Below are 14279 nucleotides of genomic sequence, written 5' to 3' on the forward strand. Positions count from 1 at the left end.
GTACGCCTATAGTGTTCATACCTTGAATGCTTCACTGTACTAACGTATCTTTGTCAAAAAGATTATGCGTTCGTTTTTGGCACAGTTTAAACTGTTCGGTATCGTTCTAGTGATACTATCTGCCGTTATTATTTATCTTTTTTATGACGCATTACAGCCTAAAAAAATGTTGACCATCTATCAACCATCAATGGTCAACTCAGAATTGGTCGACAGTACCGTTCAATTCAGAAAAAAGTACCATACCATCTCCGATTTTGAACTCATCAACCAAAATGGTGATACCATTACGCAAAGAGACTACGACCAGAAAATCTACATTGCCGATTTTTTCTTTACCACATGCCCTACCATATGCCCCATTATGACCAAAAATATGGCCGATATACAAAGGCGGATCAAAGACCAAGGTGATGTAATGCTCTTATCTCATTCGGTAACCCCCCAAATAGATTCGGTGGCACAACTGAAGAAATATGCTTTGGAAAAAGGGGTCGATGATTCGAAGTGGAACTTGGTTACAGGAGATAAAAAACAAATCTATGAGCTTGCCAGAAAATCGTACCTCGCAGTAAAGACCGATGGTGATGGCGGACCCTACGACATGATACATACTGAGAATTTTATTCTGGTAGATAAGGAAAAACGCATCAGGGGCTTCTACGATGGCACTAAGAGTGAGGATGTTGACGAGCTAATGAATGACCTAAGGATACTAAAGAATTCATATAATAACTAATTCGCACGTGCAGATAGATAAATTACCTTATTTTTGCTCTTACTTTTAATAAATCTAAATAAGGTTTGTCAATTACTGTAGCCACATTAAAGAAAGGACAAAAAGGAGTCATCAAAGATTTTACCGATAACGACCTGCCCATTAAACTTCTCGAGCTTGGCTGTTTGCCGGGCAATACGGTAGAACTGGTGCAGCGAGCACCCTTGAACGACCCCATCTATATTAATGTTAACGGTTCGCACATTGCCATTAGAACAGATTTGGCCCAAAAGATTGAGCTAGACCTTATTGAAGCGGACCACCAACAATGAGTAAAAACATTAACGTTGCCCTCATCGGCAATCCTAATACCGGAAAAACTTCCGTTTTCAATCAATTAACCGGCCTTAATCAGAAAGTTGGTAATTACCCTGGCATCACTGTCGAGAAAAAAGAAGGTATTTGCAAATTGCCTCGCGGCACGAAAGCTCATATTTTAGATTTACCGGGCACCTATAGTCTCAATACTACTTCCGCCGACGAAAGTGTTGTTGCTGAAATTTTGATGGATAATACCAATAAAGATTATCCTGATGTGGCCGTAGTGGTGTGCGATGTAGAAAATCTTAAAAGAAACCTGCTCCTCTTCACCCAAATCAAAGATTTACAAATACCCACCATATTGGTAATCAATATGTCGGATCGAATGTCTCGAAAGGGCATTACATTGGACATTCCCCTTATGGAGGAAAAATTGAATACCAAAGTAGCTTTGGTAAGCACAAGAAAAAAAGAGGGTATTGAGAGGTTAAAAGAACTCATTCACAATTACAAAGAGCTCTCAGATGAGCCGAGTATAGATTGCAGGATTATTGAACCGACCTATTTTTCGCATTTAGAGAAGTTGTTTCCCGACTATGAGGCCTACAAACTATGGCTGCTGGTGACTCAAGATGTGAATTTCTCGCCTTTAACCAAGAAAGATCCAAGCGAGTTTGATAACCTAAAGTCAAAATCAAAGGCAGACCTGAAGCGCCTTCAGCACAAAGAAACGGTTCTTAGATATCAATTTATCAATGGTACGCTTAAAGAGAGCTATAAGATAGATTTTAGAAACGCCAAAGGGCCTCGGGCCGACCTCGACAAAATCCTTACCCATAAGATATGGGGCTATGTTATTTTCATAGCGATACTCATGCTTATTTTTCAAGCTATTTATGAGTGGAGCGGTTACCCTATGGATCTGATTGACGAAAGTTTTGCCGCTATGGCGGAATGGACATCCAACAACCTTCCCCCCGGCATATTGACCGATTTGCTTGCAGAGGGAATTATCGCGGGCATAGGGGGTGTCGTTATTTTCATTCCTCAAATTGCCTTTCTCTTCCTTTTTATGGCTCTTTTGGAAGAGTCCGGGTATATGAGCCGTGTTGTATTCTTGATGGATAGGGTTATGCGACCTTTCGGTCTTACCGGTAAGAGTGTAGTGCCGCTTATGTCGGGTACGGCCTGTGCCATTCCTGCTGTAATGGCAGCCAGAACCATTGATAGCTGGAAAGAAAGGTTGATTACCATTCTGGTGGTGCCCTTTACCACCTGCTCCGCTAGGTTACCGGTGTATCTGATCTTGATTGCGCTGGTCATTCCAGAAGGGGCTGTTTTGGGTTTTAGCTATCAGGCCCTGACCCTTATGTCGCTTTACTTGATTGGCTTCGCAGCTTCCGTGCTTTCGGCCATGGTTCTGAACAAGTTTTTAAAGATCAAAGGTAAATCGATTTTTATGGTAGAAATGCCTGTTTATCGTTGGCCTCTCTTTAAAAACGTTCTTTATACCGTTGTTGAGAAAACCAAAAGTTTCGTTTTAGGTGCAGGTAAAATCATACTGGCAATTTCAATTGTGTTATGGTTTTTGGGTTCCTACGGTTTTACCAAAGAGTTTTATAATGCGGAAGAAATTGTAACCAACAGAATCGAAGAAGAAGGGTTCACTCCGTTTACCAAAACGTTTATCGCCAAGAACCTAAATAGTGAAGAAAGTGGGGAGGGAGAGGCTATTGATTTGAATTTTGATTTAAAGTCGACCCGACAACTTATCAAAGACGAAAACGAAGATTTATACAATACTGCCGTTGAGCAGGAAATAGCCAGTTTTCAACTTGAAAATTCATTTATTGGTTATGCCGGAAAAGCCATTGAACCCATTGTGGCCCCTCTGGGCTATGATTGGAAAATAGGTATAGGCGTTATCACTTCTTTCGCAGCCAGAGAAGTATTTGTTGGTACTTTGGCCACCATTTATAGTGTAGGAAGCGATGAAGAAGAAACAATCAAGAATAGAATGGCCGCTGAAGTAAGACCTAGTGGAAAACCGGTCTTTAATCTAGCAACGGGAATATCGCTTATGTTGTTCTATGCCTTTGCAATGCAATGTATGAGCACTTTGGCAATTGTTAAAAGGGAGACAAATTCTTGGAAATGGCCTGCATATCAGTTAATTTCTATGAGTATCATCGCCTACCTCATGGCTTTGGTAGCCTATCAAACATTGAAATAATATGATACAAGAGATAATCGCCTTTATTATTCTAGGCTTCGCCGTACTTTACTTGGTTCATAAATTCATCTATCCCATTTCTTTTTTAAGCGGTAAAAAGAAGAAAAAAGCTTGTGGCTCTACAGATTGTGGTTGTGATTGACAGACGTCTATACTGCCAATGAACACCACAGCGTTAGTAGTTTATGAGTTAAAAAAAGAATAAATCGCTATTAACGAAATCAAAAAAAGGCGGTAGGTTCGTGGTCAATTATTTCTTTTGAATGACCAAAACCGCAAAGCGAACTGTGAAGCAACTATTTACGCTTTTTATTTTACTGGCGATTGCCTGTTCAAATGCGCAATCACTTTCTTCTGTAGTCGTCGATTCTTCTACCCTTAAACCCATCCCCTACGTAACGGTACAATTGAACAACCGGGGCATGATAACCAACGAAGAAGGTCGTTTCAAATTTTCTTTGGATGAGAGCATAAAACCTACCGATTCTCTGTTTATTTCCTGTATCGGGTATGAAAGCATTGGCAAACCACTTGAACAGTTTACCGACAGTCTTATCTTCATAAAACCTAAGGCTATTGAATTAAAAGAGGTTATCGTATCGAACAAAAACTATACGCCAAAAGAAATAATTGAACTGGTCGAAGATAACTTGAAAAAAAACTACTATACCCAGCTCACCAAGAAACGCGTATTTCTTCGCGAGACCTATCAAAATAGGGTTCTAAAGACCAACTATGAGATAAAGAAATCATCTATAGATGCCTTTAACCGTAATTTTCTGGATAGCGTTGTAAGCACCGTGCCCAAAGAGAATACGTACTACACCGAAATGTTGGGCGATTTATACGGAGGTGATGATGCCGATGAGCAAAAACTAGACCTGATCAAAGCTTCAGAGCTTTATGACAAAAACAAGGATATTGATTTAGAAAAACTGGAGGAAAAATTCAATCAGATTGTCAAAAAGAATATAAAGACTGATTCTTATTTCAAAGTGAAATCCGGTCTCTTTGGCACGAAAATAGACCCGGAAGATATGGGCGACCTTTTTGAGGAAGAAATCGATTCGTCAGATGCTGCGGCACTTAACGAAAAGCTCGAGCAAGAAAGAAAACAGAAAGAAGACCGCCGAAAATTTTTCTTGAAATACAAACGGGAAACTCTAGGAAACCTATTCGCCAATCTCCCTATTTTCGATGATACCGATTACAATGTCTTATTCAAGCCTCGAAGGTATAACTTGTCGCTTGAGAACTTCACCTATATCGGAGACCAATCGGTATATGTTATCAACTTTGAACCCGATGGTTCACCTGAATTTCAAGGAACGTTATATATCAATTCAGACGATTTTGCTCTTATTCGTATGGATTTTGAAAACACAGAACCACTTAGAGACTTTAGTTTACTAGGGGTGTCTTTCAAAGAATACTTGGCAAAAGGAAGCATTATTTTCGCTAAGGGAATCGACCAAAAATACCATTTGAGATATTATAATATAATCAAAGGGGTGCAAGCCGGGTTCAATAGACCTTTAGCCATCATTGAAAAAAACAAAAATGTAAAGGGCAGAAGAAAACAAAATGAATTAAAGCTGAAGATAGATGCTTCTTTTGGCAACATCAATAGTTATGAGCTAGTTGTTTTTGACGAGAATCCGATCAATTCTGAACAATTTGATTATTTCAAGGAGAATAATAATGTACTGCCCGAATATATGCCCAACTACGACCCTGAGTTTTGGAAAGGTTATAATATTATCGAGCCCAACAAGGCTATCAAAGAATTCACATCAGAAGTAGAGTTGGGCGATTAAATGAAATTACCTACTAAATTATAAATTAGAAGTGCCCAACCGCCTACCAATAGAAGTCCGCCAAGTGGAGTAATAGGCCCCAAAAACTTCCATTTGTTGCCTCTAGACCCCGTTAAGGTCAATCCGTAAATACTAAAAGAGAATAAAAATACACCTATTACAAAGCAATAGATCATTGCTTTTTGATAGCCGGTATCAAGGTTGAAATTGAACCCCAGCATAAGTAATACCAAAGCATGGTACATTTGGTATTTCACACCTGTTTCAAAACTTTTCAATTGGTCATCGGTAAAGGTTTTCTTTAGGGCATGGGCACCAAAAGCACCGAAAACAACAGCTAACAAACCAAATAGTGAACCAAAAACCTGCGCGAATAGAACCATCTTTTTTGGCAAAGATAACAACCTATTGGTAAGGCCACCTTGTTTTCTAGGTGGCCTTTAATTTTTGAACAGCTTCTTACTCGTCGTAGAAAAATTGCTCTTTTATGATCTTACCGTCCTTTACTTCGTAAACTGCAATTTCAGACATTTTAGAACGTTGCCCTGATGGCTTATGGGTAGTGTCTAGATCAAACTTTACCGAGAACCAATTATCTGCCACGAGAGGGTCTGATACTTCGCTATCATGAACTTCAAAGTTGGCTTCCCACCATTCGCCTTTCTTTTTGATTCCTTCAAGACCTTCAACATACCCGCCTTCTCCTTTTCCGTCGTTTTCAATACTTACGATTTTATCGCTGTATAATTCTTCATAAGGTTTTACAAAATCTCCTTCTTTACACCAAGAAACCAGTTTTGAGGCAATCTCACTCGTTTTCATATAACATTATTTAATTAGTTGCCACAACAAGTTACGCTATACCCTATTTAGGCACAACACTGTAACACCAAATTTAAAGTTATTTTAAAATGGAAAATCGGGGCTGACGCAATCAGTTGGGTTCAACAGGTATTTTTGAAGAAAGTAACTGAAACAATTGGTCTGTTTCTAGCGAGTCTTTAAGGTTGACAAACAGCTTTATTGAATCGTGATGGACGAGTTTTATTTTTGAATGCTCAATATTATCAGCGAATACATATACCTTTTTATCCGTGAGAGAGTCTTTAAACTCACGAAAGACGCCTTTCTCTTTTTCCAAGGCGGAGAAACCATTTAAACGTTCCATCGGCGGAATTCTTTCCTCCATTATTACGCTATCCAATTCAGAGTATTTAATCTTTTGGTAGTAGAAGCCCGAAACTACTCTAAAACCCTCACTGTCAGTTGAAGTCCAGTTTTTGAAATGTAAAACGAACGTGAAAAGGCATATGATAACAGTTATAATGGCCAAAACATTCCAAAACCAGCCTCGGTTTTTCTCCATAACTCTTTACTTTCTTGTATTCTCGATTCTATTAATACAAACGTACAAAAGCACTTAAAATTTTTCACCGTCAAACAAATATTACCTCTGGTTGAAAATAGAACCAATCGGGGCATTTATTAAAGTTAAAACATACGAATAGCCCGAAAATCATTCTTTATCTTCAGCGTACCATTTATAAAAGGTAAGAAGGACATGAACAATGCGGAAAATAATAGACTTGAAGAGCACTACACCAAGAAAAAAGATTGGCTTAAATGGGGGCCGTACCTTAGTGAGCGCCAATGGGGAACGGTTCGTGAAGATTATAGCGCAAATGGTGACGCCTGGAACTATTTCCCCCATGACCACTCAAGAAGTCGCACTTACCGATGGGGCGAAGACGGCATAGCCGGAATATCTGACAGGTATTGCAATATCTGCTTTGCCGTCGCTCTCTGGAATGGTAAAGACCCCATACTAAAAGAACGAATGTTCGGGCTTACCGGCCCGGAAGGCAATCATGGTGAAGATGTAAAAGAATTGTACTACTACCTCGAAAATACCCCTTCACATTCGTACATGAAGCATTTGTACAAATACCCCCAAAACGAATATCCTTATGATAAATTGGTCGCGGAAAACAGGAAAAAGTCAAAAACTGATAAGGAGTATGAACTTTTAGATACAGGTATTTTTGACAACAATGAGTATTTCGATGTCTACACCGAATATGCCAAAGGCGATGAAGAAGACCTGTTGATAAAAATATCCGTAAGCAACCGAGGCCCAAAAAAATCGGCCATCGCCGTATTACCCACACTATGGATCCGCAACTTTTGGAGTTTCACGGGCATGCAACAAAAACCAATTATCAAAAAAGATGAAAAAGACGCCAATTCCGTTTTTATTGAACATGAATACGTTGGCAAATACCATCTTTATTTTGAAGAACCCAACCAATGCCTTTTTACCGAAAACGAAACCAATCGTGAATTGGTCTACAACGATAAAAATGATCACCCCTATAAAAAAGACCTTTTTCATCAGGCGGTGACAACGCATGATTTTTCGAAGGCCATTGAACGTAACCACGGTACAAAGTTTTCGCCTTTATATCAGTTGGAAATCGGTGCCGGCGAAACCGTAACACTTAAACTGCGTTTGTCAAGCTCACCTATTGAATCGCCTTTTGACAATTCTTTTGATGATATTTTCAATTCGAGAATCAATGAATCAAGTGAGTTTTTAAACGATTTAACCGAGAATTCCACCCCTGAGCAACGAGAAATTCAAAAGCAGGCTTTTGCTGGCCTACTATGGACAAAGCAATATTATAATTATGAGGTAGAACAGTGGATAAACGGCGACCCTGAAAGTTCACCACCTCATGAGCGAAAGTATGGGCGCAACAGTAGTTGGAAAACTTTTCGTAACCACGATATACTTTCAATGCCCGATGCTTGGGAATACCCTTGGTTCGCGGCTTGGGATTCTGCCTTTCACTGTGTAACGTTCTCAATGGTCGACCACGAGTTTGCCAAGAAACAGCTATTGCTTTTCACCAAAGAATGGTACATGGCCGCTAACGGACAAATACCTGCCTACGAATGGAATTTTAGCGATGTAAACCCCCCGGTGCAGGCTTGGGCAGCCATTCAAATCTATCAAATGGAACAGCGAAAAACGGGAAATCGTGACATCGATTTTTTAAAACGCATGTTCAATAAACTCGCTTTGAACTTCACATGGTGGGTCAACCGAGAAGACAGCCTTAATAATAATGTATTTGAAGGCGGTTTTTTGGGATTGGACAATATCGGGGTTTTTGACCGTAGCAACGGTGTGCCCGGTGGAGGCGTTCTAGAACAAGTAGACGGTACTTCTTGGATGGCACTTTATTGCCTCAATATGTTGGAAATGGCCATTGAAATAGCGAAGGTAGACCACAGTTTTGAAGATATGTGCATCAAGTATTTCGGCCACTTTTGCTTTATCACCGAGGCGCTGAACAAAATCTCGGAAGGGTCTGCAGGCTCTTGGGACGAGCAAGATGGTTTCTTTTACGACACCCTTATTCTACCGAACACTGAACGCATACCCATTAAGGTGCGCTCTATTTCAGGTTTGTTATCGTTAGCTGCCGTACTGAACATTCGAAAAGAATCTCTGGATCAACTACCAAGGTTTAAGTCGAGTATGGCATGGTACCGCAAATACCGTATGGAAAATAATAAATATCAGGTGATAGAGGAATATGAACCTGATAAAGACGTACTATTATCGCTTGTGCCCAGAGAACGCTTGAACGTTTTGATGGAAAGTGTTTTAGATGAATCGGAGTTTTTGGGGGAATTCGGCATACGGTCATTATCTAAACTACACGAAGAACCTTATAACGTGAACATTAATGGGGCCAACTATAGTATTAATTACGAATGCGCAGAATCGACCACAGATTTGTTTGGAGGAAATTCAAATTGGCGTGGACCTATCTGGATGCCTATGAACTATTTGTTCATAAGTACCTTTAAAGAATACCACAACCACTTTGATGATAATTTAAAATTTGCATACCCATCGGGCAGTGATAATTATTTGAATCTAAAGGAAATTGCTTTTGAAATCAGTAAAAGGCTCATTGCAATTTTTAAGACCAACGAAGATGGTAAAAGGCCGGTGAACGCCTTATATGATAAGATATATACTGATAAGTATTTTAAAGACTTGATTTTGTTCTATGAATACTTTGACGGCAATAATGGCCGAGGGGTAGGCGCATCTCATCAAACCGGGTGGACTGCCCTTGTAGCCAATTTAATTGAAGAGATTAATCGTTAAAAGTTTGTGGTATATACCTTTATTTGTGGCATTACCTAATTATATTTTGTATCGATTATAACTCCTTGATAAAATTTAGATTTGCTCTAAATTATGTGTGCAACTGCATTACTCTCAATAAATTTACATTCGACCATTTTAAAATGTAGTAACTTTAGTGCCAAGTATGGCCAAGTTTGTATCCATAACGATTTCTGCCCTGGTTCTAATCCAGAGTTTCGGCTTTCACGCCAATGATCTTGTGGTATTAGATGAATTAATCACCCATGCTAAATTCCATGCGGAAGCGTATGGTGACAACTTTTTCGTGTTCCTCTCCAAGCATTATGGCGAATTAAAAAGTGAGCACAGTCAAAAACATCAAGAAGAACAAAAAGACCACGAAAAGCTTCCTTTTCAACAGCACAGTCAATTCAACAACTTACCCTCTGTTATCACTGCCGATTTTGAAAATTATGACGCTCGAGAACAGCAACCTATTGCAGGGGAAGATGATAATTTTTTCTACATCAACTCTTATCATTCACTAACCCTCGGCGCACCTTTTCAACCGCCTCGCTTAGCATAATTCCATTCTGACATCAAATTGTTCAATTGCCCCATGGGTTCTTGACCTATTTTTATTAATCGGATTATGCTTAATTATGCTTACATCAATAGTAAATTTTAGTGTTCGCAATAAACTTATTGTGATACTATTCACCTTTTTCATAGCCGGCTACGGAATTTATGCACTAACCAAAATACCTATCGGAGCAGTGCCCGATATAACTAACAACCAAGTTCAGGTAATAACCACCTCCAGAAATCTTTCTACTCAAGATATGGAACAGTTCATTACCTATCCCGTAGAACTTGAAATGTCTAATCTACCCGGAGTTGAAGAAATACGATCAGTTACCAAATTCGGACTTTCTGTTGTGACCATCGTATTTGAAGAAGACATGGGCACTTTTCTGCCTAGACAACTCATTGCCGAGAAAATAAAATCTGCTTCAGAAAAGATACCAAATGGTTTCGGAACACCGGACATGGGCCCAATCACTACCGGTTTAGGTGAAATATACCAATATGTTTTAGATGTTGACTCGGCTTATAAAGACGAGTATGATGTCACTGAACTAAGAACTATTCAAGATTGGGTGGTAAGGAGACAACTATCCGGTATACCAGGAGTCATTGAGGTCAATACTTGGGGAGGTTTTTTAAAACAATACGAGGTGGCCATTAAAACCGAAAAATTGAATGCCATGAACATTTCTACTCAAGACGTTTTCATGGCTCTGGAGAAAAACAACAATGTGGCAGGCGGCGGCTACATTGAAAAAGAGAACCAAGCCTACTTTATAAGGGGGGAAGGTCTCACCGAGAATCTTGAAGATATTCGAAATATTGTGGTAACGGTTAAAGATGGTCTTCCTGTTTATATCAAAGATGTGGCAAAGGTAGGTTATGGTAGTGCCACCCGTTTCGGCGCCATAACAGGCAATGGTGAGGGAGAAAAGGTGTTAGGTCAAATTATGATGCTAAAAAATGCGAACTCTAAGAAAGTAATAGACGCCGTAAACCAAAGGGTAGAAGAAATTTCAGAACTTTTGCCTAAGGGGGTTTATATCAATCCTGTTTTAGATAGAAGTGAGCTTATTGCAAAAACAACTTTTACCATAACTGAAAACCTAGTACTTGGTTTTCTCATTGTTATTTTCATAGTGGTCTTGCTTCTAGGGAATTTTAGGTCAGGGCTGGTAGTGGCTTCGGTAATTCCGCTATGCTTACTCTTCGCACTTTCCTTAATGTATATTTTTGGTGTAGACGCTAACCTAATGAGCTTAGGGGCCATCGATTTTGGTATTATCATTGACGGAGCAGTGATAATAGTCGAGTTCATTGCCTTTCAGATTGCCTCTAAAAGTTCGGAATTGTCGAAACTATCTAAAAATGAACTTAAAGCCCGCAAAGATGCTATTACTATTCAAAGTGCAGCAAAAATGATGAACTCGGCCATTTTTGGTCAGCTCATCATTCTCATAGTTTTCATTCCAATTCTATCGTTAAGCGGTGTAGAAGGTAAAATGTTCAAGCCAATGGCACTCACTTTTAGCTTTGCACTTCTTGGGGCCATGGTCTTCTGTTTCACATATGTTCCAGCTGTGGCATCCCTTATTCTAAAACCTTCCAAACGTTTATCGGAGGGTATCCCACATCGTAAGAAAGGCATTTCCTCTAGATTGGTCGGTTGGTTAAACAGAACATACGAACCAATAATAGACTGGGCATTAAAGAGTAAAAAGCTGGTGCTTGCCTTAGCATTGATTCTATTAGTATTCAGTATTTTCATTTTCTCAAAAATGGGAGGTGAGTTCGTTCCGACCCTTGATGAGGGAGACTTTGTTATACAACCCGTTCTTAAAACGGGAACCTCTCTTGGGAAAACCATAGAAACGACTACTCAAATGGAAGGTATACTACTGGAAAAATTCCCAGAAGTTAAGCAGGTGGTCACACGGATCGGGGCGGCGGAAGTTCCTACAGACCCAATGTCTATGGAGGAAAGCGATGTAATTATCACTTTAAAACCTAAAGGAGAATGGACGTCTGCCGAAACTAAAGATGAATTAGCCGATAAATTCAAGCAAGCACTTTCAGTGATTCCCGGAATAGGTGTTGAATTTACCCAACCCATTGAAATGCGCTTTAATGAGTTAATAACGGGTGTACGTTCTGATATAGCAGTCAAAATCTTTGGAGAAAATCTTGATCTGTTAAGCAAAAAGGGCAATGAAATCAAAAACCTCATAAAAGACGTTAGGGGTGCGGCCGATATTACTGTTGAGAAAATAGTAGGCCTACCACAAATGAACGTCAAATACAATCGAAGAAAAATTGCTCGCTACGGCCTTAATATCGAAGACCTTAATAATATGATATCAATGGGCTTTGCCGGAAGAATCGTAGGAAATATGTTCGAGGGTGAAAAAATGTTCGACTTGGTAGTACGTCTTGATGCCGAAAAAAGAACCGGCTTAAATAACTTAAGAAACCTCTATGTAGACACCCCAAGTGGTAATAAGGTGCCTTTAAGCGAATTAGCGGATATCAGCTATCAAAAAGGGGCGGCAAAAATTTCTCGTGATAATACTCGAAGAAGAATTGTAGTAGGCATCAATGTTAGGGACAGAGATCTTCAATCTGTGGTCGATGATGTTCAAACACTTATCGAAAACAATCTTGAACTACCAACAGGCTATTATATAACGTACGGCGGTCAGTTTGAAAATCTTCAAAGTGCCAAGTCGAGATTACTGATTGCCGTGCCTATCGCCCTTGTACTCATTTTCATTCTGCTCTACTTTGCATTTAAATCGGTCAAAGAAGCCCTTTTAATTTATTCAGCGATTCCACTTGCAGCAGTTGGCGGAATTCTATTTTTATGGATGAGGGGTATGCCTTTCAGTATTTCGGCCGCGGTCGGCTTTATCGCACTCTTTGGTATTGCCGTACTGAATGGCATTGTTTTGATAGAGCATTTTAAAGAACTGCAGAAGCAAAGCGCTGAGAATATTGAAACAATAATTAAAAAGGGTGCGCAAGACCGGCTACGGGCAGTACTGCTTACCGCTGCTGCTGCTGCCTTGGGCTTTTTGCCAATGGCAGTATCTACAAACGCCGGGGCAGAGGTGCAAAGACCCTTAGCCACAGTAGTTATAGGTGGCCTTGTTAGTTCTACACTCTTGACCCTTTTGGTACTTCCTGTTCTTTATTCGATCTTAATTAGCGGAAAGAAAATCCATTTTAAAACTACATTCAAGAGTAAAATCGGTTTTCTTCTATTATGTTTAGTTTCAGCTTTATCGTCTTATTCGCAGGAAACTTCAATGAATTTAGAAAATCTAATCAATACAGCTGTTAAGAACAATTCTGGCCTGAAATCAGCCGAATTGGAAAAAAATAAAGCGGCGGCACTTGTAGGCAATGCCTTTAACTTCGACAAAACCCAAGTTTATTACCAATACGATCAAAACAATCTAAGTAGGGGTGATTTACCACTAAACGTTTGGGGAATTCAACAAGACTTTTTATTTCCGACAGTCTACTTCAGTAAAAAATCTGTAAACCAAAAGCATTTGAAGGTTTCCGAAAAAAATTATGAAATAAAGAAAAAGCTTTTGACCAAAGAAGTTTCATCAGCATATTTCACATTTCTTCACCAAATGAAGAAAGAAGAAATCTATGAAACACTGGATAGCCTATATACAGACTTTGCCCGAATAGCACAACGACGATTTGAACTTGGCGAAACCAATTATTTAGAGAAAATAACGGCATCCTCTAAACACAGGCGCATTCAGATAGCTCTTGATAAAGCTAAAAATGATGTATCTCTAGCCTATTCAGAAATTCTTGGCCTTATTCAATTATCCGATTCGGTAAGAATAGATATCATTCCTTTAAAAGAGCTAAGCTTAAATGAAGTCAATCCCAGAGAAACTATAGAGGCGGGCTATTATGAATCGCTGATTGGCGTGGCTCATGCAGAAAAACTACTCGAAACCCACAAAATGCTACCTGATATAACCCTCAATTACTTTCAGGGCACCAACAGTGCAGTCAACGGCAATCTTTTTGGCTATCAAGTGGGAGTTAAGATTCCGCTATTTTTTTCAGGTAATTCATCAAGAATTAAAGCTCTAAAAATTTCTGAATTAAAAATACTGGAAGAATCAAAAGAATATCAAAAGAACCTTTCGATCAAGTACAGTCAGCTTCTGAAAGAACAGAAAAAATATAGCAAGACGCTAGCTTACTTTCAAGAAGAAGGAACCCACCTTTCAGATCAGATTTTAAAGACTGCTATTATTTCCTTCAAAAATGGCGAAATCGACTTTTTTCAGTACATACAAAGCTTGGAAAATGCTTATGAAATACAATTAGAGTATTTAGAGAACCTGAACCTTTATAATCAAGTTATACTTGAAATCAACTACCTAAACCTTTAGTAAAAAG

At 39.3% G+C, this 14279-nt stretch carries 11 protein-coding genes; 8 read left to right on the top strand and 3 right to left on the bottom strand.

Annotated elements, in window-relative coordinates:
- The first annotated feature begins 64 nt into the window (after positions 1 to 64).
- The 5 genes from IL356_RS02635 to IL356_RS02655 all read left to right on the top strand — a co-directional run bounded on the left by IL356_RS02635 (position 65) and on the right by IL356_RS02655 (position 5089).
- Positions 65 to 739 (top strand): SCO family protein, encoded by a 675-nt coding sequence (locus tag IL356_RS02635; RefSeq protein ID WP_121847343.1) that lies wholly within the window; start codon positions 65 to 67, stop codon positions 737 to 739.
- A 65-nt stretch (positions 740 to 804) separates the two neighbouring features.
- Positions 805 to 1050, top strand: coding sequence for a FeoA family protein (locus tag IL356_RS02640; RefSeq protein ID WP_121847342.1), 246 nt, complete (start codon positions 805 to 807; stop codon positions 1048 to 1050).
- On the top strand, positions 1047 to 3272 hold the full coding sequence (gene feoB, locus IL356_RS02645; RefSeq protein ID WP_121847341.1) for a ferrous iron transport protein B: 2226 nt from the start codon (positions 1047 to 1049) through the stop codon (positions 3270 to 3272). Before IL356_RS02640 ends, feoB begins: the two co-directional genes overlap by 4 nt.
- A gap of 1 nt (position 3273) precedes the next feature.
- Positions 3274 to 3414: a hypothetical protein gene (locus tag IL356_RS02650; protein WP_162987785.1), complete on the top strand. Its 141-nt coding sequence runs from the start codon at positions 3274 to 3276 to the stop codon at positions 3412 to 3414.
- A 121-nt stretch (positions 3415 to 3535) separates the two neighbouring features.
- Positions 3536 to 5089, top strand: a complete 1554-nt coding sequence (locus tag IL356_RS02655) for a carboxypeptidase-like regulatory domain-containing protein (RefSeq protein ID WP_121847340.1) — start codon at positions 3536 to 3538, stop codon at positions 5087 to 5089.
- On the opposite strand, the gene IL356_RS02660 is transcribed toward IL356_RS02655, so the two are convergent.
- The 3 genes from IL356_RS02660 to IL356_RS02670 all read right to left on the bottom strand — a co-directional run bounded on the left by IL356_RS02660 (position 5086) and on the right by IL356_RS02670 (position 6455).
- Positions 5086 to 5472 (bottom strand): DUF423 domain-containing protein, encoded by a 387-nt coding sequence (locus IL356_RS02660; RefSeq protein ID WP_121847339.1) that lies wholly within the window; start codon positions 5470 to 5472, stop codon positions 5086 to 5088. The two genes, IL356_RS02655 and IL356_RS02660, sit on opposite strands and share 4 nt — an antisense overlap.
- Positions 5473 to 5548: 76 nt before the next feature.
- Positions 5549 to 5911: a nuclear transport factor 2 family protein gene (locus IL356_RS02665; protein ID WP_121847338.1), complete on the bottom strand. Its 363-nt coding sequence runs from the start codon at positions 5909 to 5911 to the stop codon at positions 5549 to 5551.
- A 112-nt stretch (positions 5912 to 6023) separates the two neighbouring features.
- Positions 6024 to 6455, bottom strand: a complete 432-nt coding sequence (locus tag IL356_RS02670; protein ID WP_121847337.1) for a hypothetical protein — start codon at positions 6453 to 6455, stop codon at positions 6024 to 6026.
- Positions 6456 to 6650: 195 nt separating this feature from the next.
- Here IL356_RS02670 and IL356_RS02675 point away from each other — a divergent pair, with 195 nt between their 5' ends.
- The 3 genes from IL356_RS02675 (at position 6651) to IL356_RS02685 (ending at position 14272) form a co-directional block, all read left to right on the top strand.
- Positions 6651 to 9275, top strand: a complete 2625-nt coding sequence (locus IL356_RS02675) for an MGH1-like glycoside hydrolase domain-containing protein (protein ID WP_121847336.1) — start codon at positions 6651 to 6653, stop codon at positions 9273 to 9275.
- A gap of 166 nt (positions 9276 to 9441) precedes the next feature.
- Positions 9442 to 9843, top strand: a complete 402-nt coding sequence (locus IL356_RS02680) for a hypothetical protein (RefSeq protein WP_121847335.1) — start codon at positions 9442 to 9444, stop codon at positions 9841 to 9843.
- 76 nt (positions 9844 to 9919) lie between these two features.
- Positions 9920 to 14272: a CusA/CzcA family heavy metal efflux RND transporter gene (locus IL356_RS02685; protein ID WP_121847334.1), complete on the top strand. Its 4353-nt coding sequence runs from the start codon at positions 9920 to 9922 to the stop codon at positions 14270 to 14272.
- Positions 14273 to 14279: the final 7 nt, after the last annotated feature.

This window comes from Euzebyella marina (assembly GCF_014855515.1).
GTDB classification, from domain to species: Bacteria; Bacteroidota; Bacteroidia; order Flavobacteriales; family Flavobacteriaceae; genus Euzebyella; species Euzebyella marina.

Coding starts and splice junctions, on each gene's coding strand:
- IL356_RS02635 (WP_121847343.1), top strand. CDS start 65: ATGCGTTCGTTTTTGGCACAGTTTAAACTGTTCGGTATCGTTCTAGTG.
- feoB (WP_121847341.1), top strand. CDS start 1,047: ATGAGTAAAAACATTAACGTTGCCCTCATCGGCAATCCTAATACCGGA.
- IL356_RS02650 (WP_162987785.1), top strand. CDS start 3,274: ATGATACAAGAGATAATCGCCTTTATTATTCTAGGCTTCGCCGTACTT.
- IL356_RS02655 (WP_121847340.1), top strand. CDS start 3,536: ATGACCAAAACCGCAAAGCGAACTGTGAAGCAACTATTTACGCTTTTT.
- IL356_RS02660 (WP_121847339.1), bottom strand. CDS start 5,472: ATGGTTCTATTCGCGCAGGTTTTTGGTTCACTATTTGGTTTGTTAGCT.
- IL356_RS02665 (WP_121847338.1), bottom strand. CDS start 5,911: ATGAAAACGAGTGAGATTGCCTCAAAACTGGTTTCTTGGTGTAAAGAA.
- IL356_RS02670 (WP_121847337.1), bottom strand. CDS start 6,455: ATGGAGAAAAACCGAGGCTGGTTTTGGAATGTTTTGGCCATTATAACT.
- IL356_RS02675 (WP_121847336.1), top strand. CDS start 6,651: ATGAACAATGCGGAAAATAATAGACTTGAAGAGCACTACACCAAGAAA.
- IL356_RS02680 (WP_121847335.1), top strand. CDS start 9,442: ATGGCCAAGTTTGTATCCATAACGATTTCTGCCCTGGTTCTAATCCAG.
- IL356_RS02685 (WP_121847334.1), top strand. CDS start 9,920: ATGCTTACATCAATAGTAAATTTTAGTGTTCGCAATAAACTTATTGTG.